This is a genomic window from Vibrio sp. Sgm 5 (assembly GCF_026241575.1).
In the GTDB taxonomy this organism is placed as follows: domain Bacteria; phylum Pseudomonadota; class Gammaproteobacteria; order Enterobacterales; family Vibrionaceae; genus Vibrio; species Vibrio jasicida.
On record NZ_JAPHPY010000009.1, the window covers coordinates 125862 to 143750 of the forward strand.

A 17889-nucleotide genomic window follows, 5' to 3' on the forward strand; every position below is an offset into this window, starting at 1 on the left:
CTCTGGAGCTTTTTACTATTTGGAAGGATTCACTTGTAGTTCGGTATAGCCAGTCGAGTCGTCCATCGCTCTAGTGAACTCAAGTTCTGAGTAAGAATGGATGATCAATTCTGCGGTGGTATCAATAACCGTGCCTTCCATTAAATGCCCGCCCCAGACTCGTCCTTCACGATCAGACACCGAGATATGAACGTGTTGATGTTCAGGCGTTAGGGTTCCCATCACAGAGACGATTTCAAATGGCTCTTGCTTGGTTAACGTACTCTCTGCACTTGCCAAACGAAGGTTGAGGTCAGAGACACAGCCAACGCATGAGGCAATCGAGCCTGCTTTGATACCATGCTGCTCGACCAATTTCGCTAGGCTCAGCTTTAAGTCCATGCCTTTGGTAAGACGTACTGCTATCACTTCAATCGACATGTCACTTCCTAATCAAAACCAGCAAGCAGGAAAGCGCGGTATCCAAGTCGGCATAACGTTTGGCTTTGCCAAGTACGCGCATACCTTGCATGTTGTTGAGAACAAAACGAGCGAGCTCTTCTGGTTTCAGCGTTTTCGGCACTAAGGTTTCTTTTTGCGCATTGGTCAGCGCATCCGCAATGATGTCGATAAGATGGTCAAACAAAAAATGCCCTTTGCGCAGTACATCATCGTCTTCCCCAGCGTGCTCAATCAACGCATTTTGGATAAAACACCCACAGTTGCGTTTGCGTTGCAGCTCAGCAAAAGATTTAAGGAACGATTCCAACTCAGGTAAAGACGCGTCGTCTTTTTCCAAATCATTCAGTGACGGTAGCGAGACCTTTTTCAAGTAAGTATCGAGCGCTTCGTAGTAGAGCTGTTGCTTGTCACCATAGGTGTTGTAAAGACTGAAGCGGTTGATGTTCAACTCGTCGGTGAGATCCGAGATCGACGTGTTCGCAAAGCCCTTGCGCCAAAACACATCCATAGCCACGAGAAGCTTTTCATCTCGGTCGAAGTTGGCTTTTCTTGCCATAAATTACCTGCCTGGGTCTGCTTATCGGGTAATTAAATTGCTTTGGAGGGATGGTACAGAGAACCTCTAGCGTTCGAACTGAACCAATATGATGAATACCCATCTATTTTTGGGTATCAGCCCCCAAATTCATGTGAACTCACAAACGGCATCAAAAATCTCGCTCAGCAAACAGACCCACAACTGTTTGAAAATTTTTGATAGTGAAGTTCTTGACTGATCGTTTATAAACTGGCTACAGTATATCCTAACCAATCGGTTAGAAAAAGATAAAAGGATGTGAAATGAAGCTCTATGAAACCGCAATGACTCCAAGTTGTAAGCGAGTTAGCATTTTTCTAAAGGAAATCGGTGGCGAGGTTGAGCGAATTGCGCTGAACGTTCGTGAGGGTGATAACCTATCTGAACCGTTTAAATCGAAAAGCGTGAACGGCAAAGTGCCTCTGCTGGAACTGGATGATGGCACGACGATCTGTGAAAGCGTGGCAATTTGTCGCTACCTAGATGAAGCGTTTGAAAATGATCTGGCGCTGTTTGGTGCTAACCAGCTCGAACGTGCTCAGGTGGAAATGTGGCATCGCGTTGTCGAATTCCAAGGTTTGTACACGGCTTTTCAGGCGTTTCGCAATATCACAGCAATTTACCAAGATCGTGAAAACTGTGTTGCTGCGTGGGGTGACGAGTCGAAATCTCGCGTATTAGAATTCCTACCAATTCTCGACAAGCGCCTATCAGAAAGCGAGCATATCGCCACGGATAACTTCACCATCGTAGACATTACCGGCTACATTTTTGTTGGTTTTGCCGTAAATGGCTTGAGTATTGAAGTGTTCGAAACCTACCCCAATATTGCGCGTTGGTTTGAACAAGTATCGGTGCGTGAAGCGTTTCAAGGCTAACTTCTAGCGTGATTTTTCTAAGCAGCAAGGCTTTTGTAGACTTGCTGCTTTTTGTCGTTTTAAGCGCAAAGATCTTCAATTTGTTCAGGTTTTCTCTTCTTTTTCTGCCTTTCTCCTATAATTAACTCTGTTAATGAAACAACATCAATTGGCTCTCACGGCGTTTTGGAACCTTGAGTTCTTAGTTTGTAGACGTCCCAATCATTATTGGACTTCACCAAGTAATGAAGGATACCAAGCGACAAGGAGAGGTTATGCGTGTTCGAAGTAAAACCATCAATGGCGTGTTGTGTACGCTGCTCGTAGCGTCTGTGTGTGGATTAGTTGCGATGTATCAAAACCACACTCAACAACATCAACAAATTGAATTGCTGCGCGGGCAACTGGTGGAAAAAGAAAACCAAATCGTTGTCTCGAATGAGGCGTTGTCTTATACCCGTTACCAACACCAACTATTATCAGAAGATTACACTCGATTTAGAGACGAACAGTCCACTAACGCCATCCTTCATTAGGCACTGCGTCATAAGCAGGGAGCATTATGAAATCAATTTTGTTGGTCGATGACAGTAAAACGGTGTTGCTCTATATGACCAGCGCATTGCAAAAGCAAGGGTACGAGGTCATTGCCGTTGAAGATGGTGAGTCTGCGTTAGAAGTGCTGACTCACCGAACTGACATTCAGTTTGTCCTCAGTGATTTGATGATGCCGGGCATCAGTGGCATTGAGCTTTGCCGTGAGCTTAAATCGTCGGCGTTTTCTCGTTATATCTTCTTTGTGCTTCTCTCTTCCCGTAACGATCAAGAATCCATCATCAAAGGCATGGATGCAGGCGCCGATGACTTTGTCGACAAGAAGACATCTGTAGAGGAACTACAAGCGCGCATCCGAGCGGGTTTTCGTACCTTAGAATTGCACAATACGCTCACGACAAAAAACCAAGAGCTCGATTTAGCCTATCAAACCATTCAGCAGGATTTGGATTCGGCTGGAGAGTTAATGGGGCAACTGTTGCCAGTGGGAGAACAAATTCACACGGCACAATTCAGCTTTACTTATGTCCCTTGTACCAAGATCGGTGGGGATATGTTGGGCTATGTGGAGCTTGATGAGCAACATGTTGCTTTCTACGTATTTGATGTATCGGGGCATGGTATTTCTTCAGCACTGATGGCATTTTCAGTCCAGCAAACTTTGTCACAACGTCACCAATCGGAGTCGATAACGTTAGACTGGCACCAAAATGAATATCAAATAAGTGAGCCAGTAGCAGTCGTTGAAAGGCTCAATCGACGCTACCAGCAAACGCAGAACAGCAAGCTCTATTTCACTATCGAATACGCCGTGTTGAACACCGAAACCGGTGAACTGAATTATTGCACTGCAGGGCACCCTAAATTCGTTTGGCAACAGACGGAACACAACTGCTTGGAACTTGTTGGCGACAACAACTTCATTGTCGGGGCATTAGAGCCGATGATGTACCAAGGTGGCAGTATCCAACTTAAGCCTAATGACGCCCTTTGGTTTTTCTCCGATGGCCTAATAGAAGCCAAGCAAGGTGAGGAGCTTTACGGCATTGACCGACTGCTATCCAACATCGAAGGGAGTCAAGCGATGCCAGAAAAGGCACAAACCAATGTCGTTTTGGAGCAAGTGCAAAACTGGCAAGGAAAACCGGAACTCGACGATGATGTGAGCGTGTTGAAAGTGCAATGGTTGGGTTCTAGGCAGTCGCAAGCCGTCAATTCGCCGAGTGCGGTATTCCAGAAATCCTATCAAGCGTCTTTAGAAGTTTCACGCCAAGCGAGTCTCGAATTGGTTGCGTTCCTTCAACAACATTCGGTTTCTTCTCATGCCATGCAAACCCTAGAGTTGTGTGTGGTTGAGTTGATGAACAATGCTTTCATCCATGCCTATCAAGAACAAACCGGAAAAACGATCGAGTTAGAGTGCGAACTAACACAAGGTGAGCAGCACAACATAGAAGTGCGTGTATCTGATTATGGCAATCGCATTTCTGATGAAACCTTCCAAAGTTACACCTCAAAGCAAATTGAGACGCCAAATCTATTTGATGAACAGAGTTGGATGCCTTCAGGGCGAGGTTTGATGCTCATTGCCCAGATGACGGATGCGTTTTCTGTATCACATCAAGTGGAGCGTAATTGTTTTACGGTGGCAATAGTGTCTAAATCGTAACTTTTGCTTGTGATACTGCTTAAATCTTCCTCTTACACGCATGTTTTTGTCCGCGCTAATCGATTGCCTAAACTTTATTTTTTCTGCCCGTTTTGAGTTAACCCTGCGTTAACTTTCTTCGTCGTATATTCGCCGTCAACCGATGGAGAGTCAGGGCTTCTGCCTCTTGTCATCGTGATTTTTCTCTCGTTTGTAGTTGGGAAATAAAAAATGAAGGCGAAAGGGTTTACCTTAATTGAATTGGTCGTGGTCATTGTCATCTTAGGTATTTTATCTGTGACAGCAGCGCCTCGATTCTTGAATTTGCAAGATGATGCAAGAAACGCGGCAATTGCTGGGTTTAGAGGGGCGATGAACGGTGCGATGGGCATTGTTTACGGCAAAGCGGCATTAATGGGTGTCGAACGCGCAGAAGAGGCTAACTTGGATACTGATGGTACAGGTACGCTTGATTTGGCTATCGCTTACGGGTACCCAAAAGCAACCTTGAATGACCTATCTATTGTGGTGCAAGGCTTGAGAGAAGACTGGGCACACAAAGAAATCCCTGGTGGCGATTCAATCTACTTCGGCATTGCGGGTTATGACAAAACTTGTATCAAATACACACAAGCCGGTGCGACTAGTGCAGCCGCAACCGTGGTCGTCAAAGACCCTGTAGAGTGTAGTGGGCTAACAAAATGATTCTTAGAGCCACTTTTTAAAGTGGCTTTTTTTGTGCTCAAAAGCTGTGCGTATTCCCTTAAAAAGTTCCCTTAAAAGTCGCTTAAAACATACCGTTATGGTGACGATAAAAACAAATCATCAAAACAAGTTCGGGCGTTAACTTAGCGTTAACCATGAGAAATTTAAGATATGACTCATATCACACACTATGCCTCTTAAAGCGTTGGCTTTGAGATGGAATTTAACCTTGTTAATGATTAACAGGAAGTAGAGGCGAGTGTCATTAAACGTGTTGGTCAGCGAACTACGTGAATACCAACTCAATAAAAACACTTATAAAGGTCTCTTAATGTCAGATTTCAACTTGTTGTACCAACCAAAACTAAAAGATGGCGTGATCGTTGGTCTTGAAGCTTTGCTACGACCAGTCGACGTTGAAAAAACACTGCCTGAATTTTTCGCCGAAGTGAAAGACAACATGGCGCTTGATCTATCAGTGATGAAGCGTTGTTTGGAAGACATCGCGAAGTTTGACATTCAAATTCCGGTATCCATCAACATCTACCCAACCAGTGTTTTGAATGATTACTTTGTCTTCAGTGCGATCAAGCAGCTAAAAGGAAAGAACGTTTCTTTAGAGTTGGTTGAGCATCAAGGTGTTGAGCTCAACGACGAATTTCTTAATCATGTTGCACTGCTAAAAGACAACGGCATCAAGCTGTCTATTGATGATTTCGGTAAAGATTTCGCGAGAGCGGATTTGGCGCTCACTATCGGCGCGGATGAAGTCAAATTTGACCGTTCGTTGGTTCATGACATTGAGAAAAACTACAGCAAATTTAAGCATCTGTCGTTTTTGTACTCAAAGATCAAAACGCTATGTACACACAAAGTTGTTTTTGAAGGTGTTGAGAACAAGCGTCAAAAAGAACTGATCGAATTGTTTGCCGAAAAGCCAACGATTCAAGGTTTCTATTTCTATCCAGCAATGCCGTTAGAGGAGATTGTTGAGCTAGATTGCTTTTCCAACCTTGAGCAAGATGCACCTGTAGAAGCACTGCTACGAATGAGCTTGGATTTAGATTACAAGCTTTATAACTTTCTGATTGAAAACAATATTGAAGATGTACAGAGCGAAGAAGTGAATCGCTTTATTGAAGACCATGACATCTTGGGCGTTGTGCACAACGAAGACGTAAATACGACTCTGAGCAACCTAAGAGACATCTATTTCAATAATACATCGATTATTGCGAATGGCGTTGTGTCGATGCTCGATTCAGCTGAAAAGCTGGTCATCATGAGAAACGAGCAAGGTGTGGTGATTTTTGATAACGCGGCACACCGAGAGTTGGTCGGAACCAGTATTGTTGGTGTGAAACCGCAAGAGATCATTCACGAAAACGAAAGCTACCGTTTGTGCTTAGAGAAAGATAAGAACTTGCTGCAAGACGAACATCTTATGTTCCACAAAGACAAAGAGTTTTTCGAGGGTATTGAGTACGACACGATTCGCGAAAAAATGGTCTACAACGGCAAGAAATTCATCATTGCGACCGTTTGCCCCTCAAACGTTGGTTTGGTGGATGTGAGTAAAGATGAGCTAACCAAGTGTTATACCCGCTCGTTTTTGAAGTACCACTTAGGAGCGTATGAAAACCGGATCGTTGCCTTTTTGGATATGAATGGCTTTAAAGCCATTAACGACGCGTTTGGTCATAGAGTCGGAGACAGTTGCCTTGTCGATTTTGCGTGTTTATTGAAATCATCACTTCGAGATAAAGACGTGGTGATTCGTTATGGCGGTGATGAGTTTGTAATCATTTTTGATACCTCTACTTACGACGATATCGAAAACAGACTCAATTCGTTAAACGTGAAAATGACGCGTTACTTTGCAGAAAAAGGGTACGACTTGTCCTTTGCGTACGGCCTATCAAAAGTGAACAACCACGATGTCAATACTGCCATCGAAATTGCCGACAGAAACATGTACACAGCCAAACGTCATATTAAACGTCAGCGCAGCGTTGACTACGTTATTTAAATCTATAGACAAGGACGTCTCAACGGTTTGGAGATTTTATGAAGAATAAAGGTTTTACTCTGATCGAACTGGTCGTTGTCATCGTTATTTTAGGTATCTTGGCCGTTATTGCTGCGCCTAAATTCTTGGGAATACAATCAGAGGCGAGAGTTGCCACTCTAAAGGCTACTCAAGGGGCGATCGAGTCTGCATTTGCGTTGGCATCTGCCAAATCACAACTTCCTTCGGCTAATATCCAGCCTTGTGATTACCACAAGCAAATGCGTTGTTTGGTGCTAAATGGGCAACAAATTCGTTTAACCAATGAAGACAACTATCCTTGGTTTGATGTCTTCCAGCGCCAAGCATACGAACAATTTAATGAGTTGGTTGATGCCGATGTCTCACCTCTTAATCAAGATTATCATGGTGAAGATACGCTGAATTTTGAAACTGATTACGATGGCGGATTTTGGGTTTTTCCCCAGTTTTATGGTGATTGGGACGACTTAACCTCGTTTCATTGCCGCATTCATTACGTGCCAGCGACGGCAAGCCGCACTGGGAAAAGCATGACAACGTTAGAGACCGAAGATTGTTAGTGATGGAATGTAGGTAAATGGATGTAATGCACAAGCACCTTTTGTTGGTCGACGACAATATTGAATTAGCAAAGACCATCATGGAATACTTAGAGATGAATGGGATTCATTGTGACCATGCATCCAATGGTATGATGGCGTTAAAGTTAGCTCGTTCAGATGACTATGATCTGGTCATTCTGGACGTCAACTTACCCCAATTGTCAGGTTTAAAAGTCTGTGAAGAGTTGCGTTTAGATGGTATTGACTTACCTATTTTGATTCTGAGCGCGAGAAGCGATCTGAGCGATAAATTAGCAGGCTTTCAGGTTGGTGCTGATGACTACATGGTCAAGCCTTTTGCCCTTGAAGAACTGCTCGCTCGTGTACAGGTGTTGTTAAAACGTAGAAGTGGCGCGCCAGAGCGGCTCGTTGTGGGGGACTTGGTACTCGATATCAGCAGTAGGGAGGTCTTTCGAGGGGAAGATTCTCTCAATTTATCACCGACTTGCTACAATATTTTGAAAGTGATGATGAGCGCTAGTCCTTCACCAGTAAGTCGAAGTAAGATAATGCGATTGGTCTGGGGCGATGCGTCACCAGAAAGTAACAGCTTGAAAGTTCACATGTTTAAGCTGCGTCAGGCGGTGGATAAGGGACAAAACACCAAGCTTATTCATACGCTTCCTAACTTTGGCTATGTGCTCAAGTCCAAGTCACGGCATCAATAGGAAAGTCATCGGTGAAGATCAAAGACAGCCTTAGAGTGTACGTAATCACCGTCTCTGCGGTGTTAGGGTTAATCCTTGCCGTTGTTGCGGGCTCTTGTAGCACCTATAACCTCTATACTGGTATCGATCTTATGACCAAAGGTGTCATGCTGGTGAAAGCGGAAACGGAAGAGCCGAAAGTAGGCAAACCCATCATTAACCCGCCATTTATCATTACTGCCAATTGGGATGACTTACCTTTGGCATTTCAACTCAAGTTTGTTGAAAAGGATCTCGCGGTAGGGAAGTTATTTAAAGCGACAGAGACTGAGTATCGCGCAGGGAGAAACGCCAACCGCTTCATCTATTTGTTGATAAAAAGCGAAGTGGATGCTCAAACCAAATTTGTCGCAGTCAAAATCAACAAAAACGCATTCGATGATTTCACCGATACACTTAACATAAACTTGTTACCGCAACTCAATTATATCGTGTTGTTTGTCGCGGTATTGTTAACCCTGTTTTTAATCGGTGTGTTCTTTATTCTTCGCAAAATCACAAAACCAGTCGAAGAACTAAAAACATGGGCGATGAATATTCGTGAAAAAGATGATCGTTCCAACATACCTGACTTTAAGTTTTCTGAATTGAACATGATGGCCCGAGTGATCAATTCGTCTTTATCTGCAGTTCAAAGAAGTGTGAAGAAAGAGCAAGAGTTCATACGTTATGCGAGCCACGAGTTACGGACGCCAATTGCAGTAATTCGTTCCAATTCTGAGTTAATGAAAAAAATGATCGCCAGCGATATGCCAAAAGAGCGATTACTTAAAAATATTCAGAGAATCGAAAATAACAGCCTGGCGATGTCTGACCTATGTGAAAGCTTGTTATGGCTCAATCATGAAAACTCAACTGAGCTTAAAGAAACGATGACAAGCCTAGGCGTATTGGCGGAGCTGGTGGTGAATGAACAACGCTACTTATTGGATGGGAAGGCCGTTGAAGTTGAGGTCAACGTCGACAGTTTCGAATGCTTGCACTTATCAGGCATGTGCAAAATCGTCATTACTAACCTAATTCGTAATGCGTTTCAGCACACCATAGAAGGTAAAGTGATTATTAAGCAAACCGGTTTAGAGGTCGAAGTCATCAACACTGATGCAAAAACAAATCTGACCCACGAAACAACCGGTTTTGGTTTGGGTCTATTACTGATTAAAAAGATTTGTGACAAGTACTACTGGCAATATGATGAACAAGTATTAGCCAACGGTAGAGTCGTGAAAGTGACGTTTGCATAAGAGAATTAAGACGATAGCAAAGGGTTTACCTTAAACGAGTTCGTTATCGCGATTGTGATTCTTCATATTTTTCGGTGGCTGTTACCCTCGATTTTTGAATTCACAGAAAGACGCCATAGAGTTGAATAATGGAAACCGATGTGGTTTCTGTGACGACGTTTCAGAGAGATCGACACGCAGCCGATCTGTTTACTGACAAAGTACGCCAAACAACCAAATCTATATTTTCTTCACTTCTGATTTGGATAAGAAAAGCATCAACGTCCAATGCCAAGTGATGTACCAAAACATCAGTACTCCGGAAGTAAGATTACTGACTGATGCTTGCTAAGTGTCTGAGAGGTTACTTTAAGACGAACCCAAAGTTTTTGATGGTTTGGAGTAGCTTCTCTTCGTAATTATCATCGAGTGCATGCCTTAATTTGAACATGTGCACTTTTAAGCTGTTGGTGTCCGGTTGTTCATCTCCCCATACCTTCTGGATTAACTCTTCACGACTGATTGGATTGGGTGTCGCTCTAAGTAGTACTTCCAAAATACGATAACCCGTAGGTGAGAGTTTAATTTCATCATTGGCACGCTTTACGTTGCGCTCTTTGACGTTCATTTGTAGATCTTTTAGCTGGAGCAGATTTACCTCGCCACTGCGTCGACGAGACAGTACCTTGACGCGCATAAACAACTCTTCGAATGCGAACGGTTTAGTTAAATAATCGTCTGCGCCAGTCTCAAAACCGATGATCTTATCGTTCAGCGTATCTCTTGCTGTCAGCATAATAACGGGGACATCGTTACCTTGTTCCCGTAACTTTTGACATACCTCCAAACCAGAGAGTCGAGGCAAGTTGAGGTCAAGAATCACCACGTGGTAATGTGTTTTAGCAATCAAATCGAGAGCAGCAATACCGTTAGGTACGTGATCACATTCAACACCTTCGAGTTCAAAGTGTTCAACGGTTGTTTCTGCTAGCTCTAGATTGTCTTCGACTAATAGCAGTTGAAGCGTATTTGGTGGCGTCACGATTCTTTCCAATCCAATTCTGTAAGGCATAATTGATTATTGAGCCTGAGTGGATGAAAAACAAATACTTAATTTCAATTCTTTATTGACGACTTGAACCACTTCCTATCATTAAAAGTTCACTCCGCGCGGCATAAGAAAGATAACGTTTCAACGAGCTATACTTCATTCAGCCACGTTGATTGGAGCTGGGGACATGCCCAAGATTTGAGATAAAAAAGAGCCTCCACGTGTTGAATTACTGTTAAGCACTGACCTCTTTTTGCATGATCTGCTGATTAAAGGCGAGGGGATCTTTCAATATGGCACGACCGACGGCAGCCAAATCGAGCCAACCGTTGTTGACCGCTTGGTCGAGGTATTCGGCACTCTCGATACCACCCACACCAATGATTGGGATACCCAAGTCAGCTTGTTTTAGAAAAGCGGATTCTGAGACTAAAAAGCCTTCGCCGCGGCGGTCTTTAGGACGGTTCCAACCACCAATACCCGATGAGACGTTAATCAAATCCAAGCCAGCGTTAATGAATAACTTACACACTTTCACCATGTCTTCTTGCGTTAATCCTTCTGGGTAAAGGTCCTGACCTGGAATGCGCACCATCATGCCAATATTGCTCTTGGCTTTGATTGCTTCGATGATCTCGACCACTAAACGAGAGCGGTTCTCTAATGAACCACCGTATAGGTCATCACGTTGGTTCGTGACTGGGGAGAGAACTTGGTTTAATCCATAGCCGTGTGCGCAGTGCAGTTCAACAAAATCAAAACCGGCTTTGTCGGCACGAAGCGCTGCATCGATGAACTGCTTACGCCAAATAAGCATGTCTTCCAACGTCATCGCTCTCGGTTGCGGTAACACACGGTCGTAAGCGGGTACGGTTATTCCGGAAGGCCCCATTAAATTTGGACAGGTTTCTAACGTTGCTTTGCCACCGCAATGCGTGATTTGAAAGCCTGCTTTTGCGCCGTGATCGTGGATCACTTGGGCGATCGCTTTCATTCCTTCCACGCAGTCATCACTGTGCGCGCCCAATTGGTTTGGTTCACTTCGTCCAGAAAAATCGACAAAACTGTATTCAACCATAACAAGACCTGCACCGGATTGTGCCAGTTTGCCGTAGTGTTTTATGGTGTTTGAAGTTGCGAGACCTTCGGTAGTGGAGGTTTGAGATGCCATTGGTGGCACAACAACGCGGTTTTTCAAGTGGTGGTGCGCAACTGTCAATGAAGAGAAGCGGGTCATACGGTCCCTCGTAATATCTGTAATTCCGTCGTCATTTTAAGCCAGAGAGTGTTATTCATTAAGTGAAACTTAAGAACTAAAGTCCTAGCGTTATTTCCCAAGAATTTTGAGGTTACTTGAGTATAATCAAAAAGCAGCCAATATTGTCTGCTTTTCAGAGGCTTATCTTACGTAATCAGCGTTTCATGAGATCACCAGTTAATCGTTGAGCTATCAAAGCTTGAAAGGGTGTTGTTAAAACGCCGCTAGATCAGCGGCATGTCTACTATGGTCGTTATTTGTAGCTGAGCTCTGTCGCTTTGCCCTTGAAAATTCGGTACACCATGAAGGTGTAAAGCAATATCATCGGCATAACAATCATCACACCGTAACCCACAATGATTAGTGTCGCAGGCGATGACGCAGCTTCTTGTGCGGTCATCAACCCCGGCACAACTTCTGGGAAGAAGCTGTACGCAAGACCGAGAAAGCTCAAGGCGAAAATGACGGTGACACCAAAGAAAGGCCAGCGCACACCCAGATCATTCACCATTGGAACCTGACGCAAATAGCGATCAACGAGGAAGATAGTTGCCAGCACAATCAACGGAATGGGTGCAAGCAACAAGACTTCTGGGAAGCTGAACCAACGCAGGGCGACTTGTTGATTTACAATCGGGTTTACAACGCTCACGACTAAGATTCCCAAAGCCGCCAACCAACCAGCACGACGAGACCAACGGGCCGAACGTATCTGTAAATCACCTTCCGTTTTTAGTACCAACCATGCGCCACCAATGTAAACGTACGCCGCTGTTACACAAAGTGCGCTTAACCATGCAAAGCCAAATGCTTCGGTTGATTGCTCAAAACCCATGATGTAACGACCGACCATGTAACCCTGAGTCAGAGCAGTGACTAACGAGCCAATTCTAAAACACCAATCCCAATGAGGTTTATGATCCGAGTTCGCTTTGGCGCGGAAGTCGAACGCCACGCCACGCATGATCAGAGCGATCAGCATGATGGCGGTCGGCATATAAAGCTCAGTCAAAATCAAGCTATGAGCGGTAGGAAAGGCAATCAGCAGAATACCAACGGCTAACACCAACCACGTTTCGTTTGCGTCCCAGAAAGGGCCAATAGACGCTATCATTCTGTCACGTTGCGCTTCATTGTCGCTCGGTAAAAGGATACCGACGCCAAGGTCGTAGCCGTCGAGCACGGCATACATAAAGACCGAGAAGCCAAGCAGCAGAAGATAAATTTCTGGTAGATAGTCGAGCATGATTAGGCCTCTTGTTGTGTCAGTGGGACTTCATGGGCTGTAACGTCTTTGCGCGCCAAAAAGAACAGGGTATGGATGTACGCAACCAGCAGTGCAGCGTAAATGGCCAAATACATTATGAGCGAAGTCATCACGCTACTGCTCGCGACCGTGGTGACCGCATCTGATGTACGTAGTACCCCGCTGACCAACCAAGGTTGTCGACCAATCTCAGTAACATACCAACCCGCAAGTGTGGCTATCCAACCAGAGAACGTCATGGCTAATACCGTGTACAGGTAAGGTTTAGGTAGCGCTTTTTTGCGAGCCAGCTTCACCGCGCCATACCAGCTAACCAGCAGCATAAGAACACCCACACCGACCATCACGCGGAAACCAAAGAACAAGGGCTTCACTGGCGGGTGATCAGGTGCAAACTCGTTAAGTCCTTGGATTTCGCCTTCTAAATCATGAGTAAGAATCAAACTCGCTAACTTCGGGATGCCCACTTCAAAATCATTGCTGCGAGTTTCTTCATTTGGCATCGCAAACAGAAGAAGAGGCGCGCCTTGCTCGGTCTCCCACACGCCTTCTATTGCTGCAATTTTTGCAGGTTGATGTTCAAGCGTATTTAACCCGTGAAGGTCACCGACAAAGATTTGAATTGGGATGAATCCAGCCGCAGCAAACAGCGCGACTTTTAGGCCAAGTTTGGCTGAGCGGTGATCTGGCTTTTTCATTATTTGATAAGCCGAGATACCCGCAATCAAAAAGCTGGCAGTCAGCGCCGATGCTAATAGCGTGTGCAGAAGACGGTAAGGTAAAGAAGGATTGAAAATAACTTCCTTCCAACTGGTTACATGCACAATTCCGTCAATCACTTCATAGCCACTTGGTGTGTGCATCCAGCTGTTAAGCACCAGAATCCAAAATGCCGACATACTTGTCCCAACAGCAACCAGAACGGTGGCGAGAGTATGAACCCACTCCGGTACTCGTCCTCGTCCAAAAAGCATCACGCCAAGGAAGGTGGCTTCCATAAAGAAGGCAGTCATCACTTCGTATCCGAGCAATGGTCCTGCTACGTTTCCGACTCGTTCCATAAAGCCTGGCCAGTTGGTACCAAACTGGAAACTCATGGTGATGCCAGACACCACGCCTAGGGCGAAGGTCAATGCAAAGACTTTGACCCAGAAGTAATAAACATCAAGCCAAACGGGGGCTTGAGTGCGGATATATCTCCATTTGAAAAACACCAACATCCACGCCAGTGCGATCGTGATGGTAGGGAAGAGAATATGAAAGCTGATATTGGCCGCGAACTGGATCCGCGACAACATGAGGGTATCTAACATCTTGGTTCCTCAAAAACGTGCCGTGCTAAAAAATCGTGTCTATCTGTAATTTAGTTACGAAAAATCGGGCAGTTTGGATTCATGTATCGTGAAATACAGGTAATTCTGTTTTCTTCTAACCATGATTTATATCAATTAAGACAAAGAAAGGAGTGTAGGAAATTGTCTCAAAATGCCGCCAATAGTCGCTAGAAGTGAGTAAAAGAAAGCAAATGTAACTGAAGTTGCATGAATTAAGATTAGTTCGAATTATCCTTATGATGGTTTCGATAATTCTGAAATAAAATTACAGAAACAGTGTTTTTAGTAAGGATATTTACGTTTGTTGCTTTGGATGTCCGATTTTGGTTTATCAGACAAAAAAACGGCGCGGACTTGGAGTCATCCGCGCGAGTCAATGACTGTTAGATACATAAGAGTGCTTGGTTAATCACTCGGAGATCTTGAAAAACACAACAATCGAGTAGAACGCTGGCATTTTCGCCAGCCATTCCATTCTTTTGTGACTACGTTTAATTCTCCATTAATTAATGGCCAAATAATGCACTTAGATGCATATTTGAGTTCCAACATGAAAGTGCTTAGCCATTGATGCCATTATTTGTGTTGCGCTAAAAAAGAAGGGACAAGCAACAAAAAAAAGGACAAGCGTTAACTTGTCCTTAAAAACTATTAATTGAAATTGTCTAAAGTGTTCTCACTACAGTTTTTCTAGTTTTGGTAACTGGTAGTGTTTCATCTTCTCCACATCTGGCACGTAAGCTCGAAGCTGTGCGCGCCATCCATCTACTGGTGTTTTCGCGTAGTTCACGCCTTTTTCGTCTGCGATGGCATGACATTGTTCCCCACCAAAAATGATCGTAAAGCTGCCGTCTTCGTTACTCTTAAAGTCTTTGCGGTTTGTGCTCACAATATTGTGGTCGTTTGTCATCAAGTAGTTGTCTGAGTTGTACATGGTTAGCGAGCTGAAGGCTTTCGCCGGAACATGGTTAAACGTTGCGGTGTAACATTCATTCGCCTTGGTGTTTTCAGGAGCCCAAGAAGCATACATTGCCGTCGATTCAGGGCTCAGACCCCAAGAACCAGCAATGGTGTAGGTCCATTTCTCCCAATTAGAAACATCATGAATATCGAATTGCACCGTGTCGTACATGTCAGGTAACTTACCCCATTGTTTAAGTAGGGCAGAACGCAGCTCAGCGATGTCTTCCTCTTTGGTGTCAGTGGCGTATGGAACGGCTGAGTTTGACTCAATCTTCATCTTGGGTTGAATTTCGTTCTTGATGTACGCCAAGTCATCGGCTGTTGCGTCGGTTCCTACACGGACGCCAATAAACACGTAGTCGGTCTCAATATCACCCGCTTTGTATTCATACACACCCGGTGTCCAAGTGTACTGAACAAAAGTATGGTTTTGGTCTTGGATGTGAAGCGAGACAAAACGGTCACCCATGTCTGGGATTTCAATCTTGAAGCCTTTGCGCGCATCAATAACCGCAAGGGAATAGACGTTGTCGACATTCGGCGTTACTACCCAAGTATCACCCGCTTGAGATAGGCCAGGGAAGTGGATGAACTGGTTCAACTCACCACGGCTTAGCATCTTTTGTGCGAACAAATCGGCTTCTTTGCGCTGGTATTCCATTGCTGTCATGCCGTAATCAAGCGGATTTACTGCCCAGTTAGAGGAATCGATGCTGTCGATCACTTGTTGTGTCGTTGGCAAATCAGCAGCAAAAGCAGCCGAAGAAATCAGAGCCATGGTCAGTGCTAGTGACGTCTTTTTCATAATAGGACCTTTCAGGATTAAGGAAGCGTTGACCCCATATTAGGCAGAACGAGATATGTTCAGAAGTGAAGCTGTTGAATGTTAGAAATTAACTGTATTAATATCTAATGCAAAGAGTAATGAAAGAGATGGCGTATGTTTGACTACAACCTACTCAAAGTATTACGAGTGCTGCTCGAAACCAGAAATACTAAGCAGGCAGCAGAACGTTTGAACCTTAGTCAATCGGCGGTAAGCCACGCGCTCAGTCGATTAAGGGAAACCTTTGATGACGCATTGTTCGTGCGTGAGCGTTATGGATTAGTGCCTACAGAGCGTTGTTATGAATTAGAGCGCCGTCTTCCTGAATTGGTCGAGCAGATTGATGGACTGTTGGCCTTAGAAGCGGCATTTGATCCTTCTAAATATCAAGGAAAGGTCTCTATTAGTTTGACCAATGCACTGACGAATGCAATTGGTGTGGATCTGTTCTCCACCTTGCGAGAGAAAGCTCCAAACGCAAGATTTGAGATTATGGATTGGCGTTCACAAGTAGAATCGGCTTTGCTATCTCGAAAAATCCACGTCGCTTTGGATTACGGTCCAGAAGGGTATTCCAAACAGATCAAACAAGAGTTGATGCCCAAGAACCACTTTATGTTTTGTGTCAGGCAAGGGCATCCGCTCACTCAACTTGATGTTGTTACCATTCATGATTTAGCTAAGTATCCAATGGTGTTGATTCGTACTCCAGATTGGCAAACAAGACACGAAACGGCAGAGCAGACCATGTTAAAAGCCGGTCATGTTCCGGATATTTTGTTGAAATCGGATTCGCCGGAGGTTAACTTTAATGCCATCCGACATTCTGATGCCTTCTTCCCAGTCGCGAGTGTCATGACGACACTTCCAGACGATATCGTCGCTATTCATCCTACGGTTAATTCCAGCACAGGCTTACCCAAGCAAAATATGGATGTGTACGCCTATTACCTCTATCAAACTCAAGATACCCCATTGATTAACTGGCTTCTTTCAGAGATCAAACTTCTTCTACAACACCGATTCGAGAATAACCAAAGACCGACATAAAAAGGGCGGAAGGCGAACATTATGCTTCAACAATCGAGGTCTACATGAACAACCTAATCGTATTTACAGGTGGCCCAGGTGCGGGCAAAACCTCTGTAATAAAAAAGCTGATCGAGCTTGGTTACATTTGCGCGCCAGAAGTGGGGCGCAAAGTGATCAAACAGCAAGTTGCTCTGGGTAGTGATGCTTTACCGTGGAAAGACAAAATAGCCTTTCGTGATGAGATGGTACGTGAAGAGAAAAACCACCATCAATCCTACGAAGAACTCAATGAGCTTGTCTTCTTTGACCGTTGTATTGTGGATTCATACGGTTATAGCCAATTAGAAAACTTACCCATTCCACAAGCATTAATGGATGCGTGTCAGCGTATCCGTTACGCCAGCCCTGTCTTTATCTTTCCACCTTGGGAAGCCATTTTTGCTAATGATGAAGAAAGAAAACAAGACTTTGCTGAAGCCGTCAGGACTTATCAAGCCATGGTAGAGGCATATCATCAATATGGTTATGAACTGATAGAAGTGCCGAAGATGAGTGTCGAACAACGTGTGAATTTTATTCTCGAACGCTTAAAAGATCGGCAGTTGATATAGAATTCATAGAAGTTACGATTAGTAGAGTGAACTAAACCGGGATAACGCAATCATAGAGAGGGTAAGAGGAATTTACCCTTTTTTACAGTAAGGTTTATTTAAGCAAAATAGGCGCTTAGCGAGACTAGAAAAGCTTAGAAACAAAGTTCTCAAATACGCAATGTTTAAATTTTGAGATTCAG

At 44.3% G+C, this 17889-nt stretch carries 17 protein-coding genes; 10 read left to right on the forward strand and 7 right to left on the reverse strand.

Going from position 1 to position 17889, the window contains the following annotated elements; all coding sequences use genetic code 11:
• Nucleotides 1-15: 15 nt before the first annotated feature.
• Together OQJ86_RS07695 and OQJ86_RS07700 are read right to left on the reverse strand one after the other, a co-directional pair.
• A complete protein-coding gene (locus OQJ86_RS07695) occupies nucleotides 16-420 on the reverse strand; it encodes a PPC domain-containing DNA-binding protein (protein ID WP_104027736.1) in 405 nt (134 codons plus the stop codon).
• A 1-nt stretch (nucleotide 421) separates the two neighbouring features.
• Nucleotides 422-997 carry a TetR/AcrR family transcriptional regulator gene (locus OQJ86_RS07700; protein ID WP_005375904.1) on the reverse strand — a complete coding sequence of 192 codons (576 nt, stop codon included), beginning with the start codon at nucleotides 995-997 and terminating at the stop codon, nucleotides 422-424.
• A gap of 284 nt (nucleotides 998-1281) precedes the next feature.
• Between OQJ86_RS07700 and OQJ86_RS07705 the strand changes: the two genes are divergently transcribed.
• The 8 genes from OQJ86_RS07705 to OQJ86_RS07740 all read left to right on the forward strand — a co-directional run bounded on the left by OQJ86_RS07705 (nucleotide 1282) and on the right by OQJ86_RS07740 (nucleotide 9386).
• The gene (locus tag OQJ86_RS07705) at nucleotides 1282-1896 is read left to right on the forward strand and encodes a glutathione S-transferase (protein ID WP_005450075.1); all 615 of its coding nucleotides are present in this window, start codon (nucleotides 1282-1284) and stop codon (nucleotides 1894-1896) included.
• Between the two features lie 254 nt (nucleotides 1897-2150).
• Nucleotides 2151-2411: a hypothetical protein gene (locus OQJ86_RS07710; protein WP_042602882.1), complete on the forward strand. Its 261-nt coding sequence runs from the start codon at nucleotides 2151-2153 to the stop codon at nucleotides 2409-2411.
• A gap of 26 nt (nucleotides 2412-2437) precedes the next feature.
• Complete coding sequence (locus OQJ86_RS07715) at nucleotides 2438-4099, forward strand: ATP-binding SpoIIE family protein phosphatase (RefSeq protein ID WP_265987394.1); 1662 nt, start codon at nucleotides 2438-2440, stop codon at nucleotides 4097-4099.
• 210 nt (nucleotides 4100-4309) lie between these two features.
• Entirely contained in the window at nucleotides 4310-4783 is a 474-nt protein-coding gene (locus OQJ86_RS07720) for a type II secretion system protein (protein ID WP_038878100.1), read from the forward strand.
• 331 nt (nucleotides 4784-5114) lie between these two features.
• Entirely contained in the window at nucleotides 5115-6812 is a 1698-nt protein-coding gene (locus OQJ86_RS07725; protein WP_265987395.1) for a GGDEF domain-containing protein, read from the forward strand.
• 38 nt (nucleotides 6813-6850) lie between these two features.
• Nucleotides 6851-7393 (forward strand): prepilin-type N-terminal cleavage/methylation domain-containing protein, encoded by a 543-nt coding sequence (locus OQJ86_RS07730; RefSeq protein WP_265987396.1) that lies wholly within the window; start codon nucleotides 6851-6853, stop codon nucleotides 7391-7393.
• Between the two features lie 17 nt (nucleotides 7394-7410).
• A complete protein-coding gene (locus OQJ86_RS07735) occupies nucleotides 7411-8103 on the forward strand; it encodes a response regulator transcription factor (protein WP_042604128.1) in 693 nt (230 codons plus the stop codon).
• 11 nt (nucleotides 8104-8114) lie between these two features.
• Nucleotides 8115-9386 (forward strand): sensor histidine kinase, encoded by a 1272-nt coding sequence (locus OQJ86_RS07740; RefSeq protein ID WP_265987397.1) that lies wholly within the window; start codon nucleotides 8115-8117, stop codon nucleotides 9384-9386.
• 343 nt (nucleotides 9387-9729) lie between these two features.
• Here the strand turns inward: OQJ86_RS07740 and OQJ86_RS07745 are convergent, their stop codons facing one another.
• The 5 genes from OQJ86_RS07745 to OQJ86_RS07765 all read right to left on the reverse strand — a co-directional run bounded on the left by OQJ86_RS07745 (nucleotide 9730) and on the right by OQJ86_RS07765 (nucleotide 16043).
• Nucleotides 9730-10407: a response regulator transcription factor gene (locus OQJ86_RS07745; protein WP_265987398.1), complete on the reverse strand. Its 678-nt coding sequence runs from the start codon at nucleotides 10405-10407 to the stop codon at nucleotides 9730-9732.
• A gap of 244 nt (nucleotides 10408-10651) precedes the next feature.
• Nucleotides 10652-11653 carry an NADH:flavin oxidoreductase gene (locus OQJ86_RS07750; RefSeq protein WP_265987399.1) on the reverse strand — a complete coding sequence of 334 codons (1002 nt, stop codon included), beginning with the start codon at nucleotides 11651-11653 and terminating at the stop codon, nucleotides 10652-10654.
• Between the two features lie 274 nt (nucleotides 11654-11927).
• Entirely contained in the window at nucleotides 11928-12920 is a 993-nt protein-coding gene (locus tag OQJ86_RS07755; RefSeq protein ID WP_038878084.1) for a cytochrome d ubiquinol oxidase subunit II, read from the reverse strand.
• A gap of 2 nt (nucleotides 12921-12922) precedes the next feature.
• Nucleotides 12923-14254, reverse strand: a complete 1332-nt coding sequence (locus OQJ86_RS07760; protein ID WP_265987400.1) for a cytochrome ubiquinol oxidase subunit I — start codon at nucleotides 14252-14254, stop codon at nucleotides 12923-12925.
• A 700-nt stretch (nucleotides 14255-14954) separates the two neighbouring features.
• On the reverse strand, nucleotides 14955-16043 hold the full coding sequence (locus tag OQJ86_RS07765; RefSeq protein ID WP_265987401.1) for a DUF1254 domain-containing protein: 1089 nt from the start codon (nucleotides 16041-16043) through the stop codon (nucleotides 14955-14957).
• Between the two features lie 135 nt (nucleotides 16044-16178).
• Between OQJ86_RS07765 and OQJ86_RS07770 the strand changes: the two genes are divergently transcribed.
• Together OQJ86_RS07770 and OQJ86_RS07775 are read left to right on the forward strand one after the other, a co-directional pair.
• On the forward strand, nucleotides 16179-17114 hold the full coding sequence (locus OQJ86_RS07770; RefSeq protein ID WP_045477794.1) for a LysR family transcriptional regulator: 936 nt from the start codon (nucleotides 16179-16181) through the stop codon (nucleotides 17112-17114).
• A 44-nt stretch (nucleotides 17115-17158) separates the two neighbouring features.
• A complete protein-coding gene (locus OQJ86_RS07775) occupies nucleotides 17159-17707 on the forward strand; it encodes an AAA family ATPase (protein ID WP_265987402.1) in 549 nt (182 codons plus the stop codon).
• The last annotated feature ends 182 nt before the right edge of the window (nucleotides 17708-17889 follow it).

Excerpts from the sequence above, each read along its gene's own strand:
- OQJ86_RS07765 (WP_265987401.1), bottom strand. The coding sequence starts at position 16,043 with ATGAAAAAGACGTCACTAGCACTGACCATGGCTCTGATTTCTTCGGCT.
- OQJ86_RS07760 (WP_265987400.1), bottom strand. The coding sequence starts at position 14,254 with ATGTTAGATACCCTCATGTTGTCGCGGATCCAGTTCGCGGCCAATATC.
- OQJ86_RS07775 (WP_265987402.1), top strand. The coding sequence starts at position 17,159 with ATGAACAACCTAATCGTATTTACAGGTGGCCCAGGTGCGGGCAAAACC.
- OQJ86_RS07700 (WP_005375904.1), bottom strand. The coding sequence starts at position 997 with ATGGCAAGAAAAGCCAACTTCGACCGAGATGAAAAGCTTCTCGTGGCT.
- OQJ86_RS07725 (WP_265987395.1), top strand. The coding sequence starts at position 5,115 with ATGTCAGATTTCAACTTGTTGTACCAACCAAAACTAAAAGATGGCGTG.
- OQJ86_RS07710 (WP_042602882.1), top strand. The coding sequence starts at position 2,151 with ATGCGTGTTCGAAGTAAAACCATCAATGGCGTGTTGTGTACGCTGCTC.
- OQJ86_RS07750 (WP_265987399.1), bottom strand. The coding sequence starts at position 11,653 with ATGACCCGCTTCTCTTCATTGACAGTTGCGCACCACCACTTGAAAAAC.
- OQJ86_RS07735 (WP_042604128.1), top strand. The coding sequence starts at position 7,411 with ATGGATGTAATGCACAAGCACCTTTTGTTGGTCGACGACAATATTGAA.
- OQJ86_RS07705 (WP_005450075.1), top strand. The coding sequence starts at position 1,282 with ATGAAGCTCTATGAAACCGCAATGACTCCAAGTTGTAAGCGAGTTAGC.
- OQJ86_RS07695 (WP_104027736.1), bottom strand. The coding sequence starts at position 420 with ATGTCGATTGAAGTGATAGCAGTACGTCTTACCAAAGGCATGGACTTA.
- OQJ86_RS07715 (WP_265987394.1), top strand. The coding sequence starts at position 2,438 with ATGAAATCAATTTTGTTGGTCGATGACAGTAAAACGGTGTTGCTCTAT.
- OQJ86_RS07755 (WP_038878084.1), bottom strand. The coding sequence starts at position 12,920 with ATGCTCGACTATCTACCAGAAATTTATCTTCTGCTGCTTGGCTTCTCG.
- OQJ86_RS07770 (WP_045477794.1), top strand. The coding sequence starts at position 16,179 with ATGTTTGACTACAACCTACTCAAAGTATTACGAGTGCTGCTCGAAACC.
- OQJ86_RS07730 (WP_265987396.1), top strand. The coding sequence starts at position 6,851 with ATGAAGAATAAAGGTTTTACTCTGATCGAACTGGTCGTTGTCATCGTT.
- OQJ86_RS07720 (WP_038878100.1), top strand. The coding sequence starts at position 4,310 with ATGAAGGCGAAAGGGTTTACCTTAATTGAATTGGTCGTGGTCATTGTC.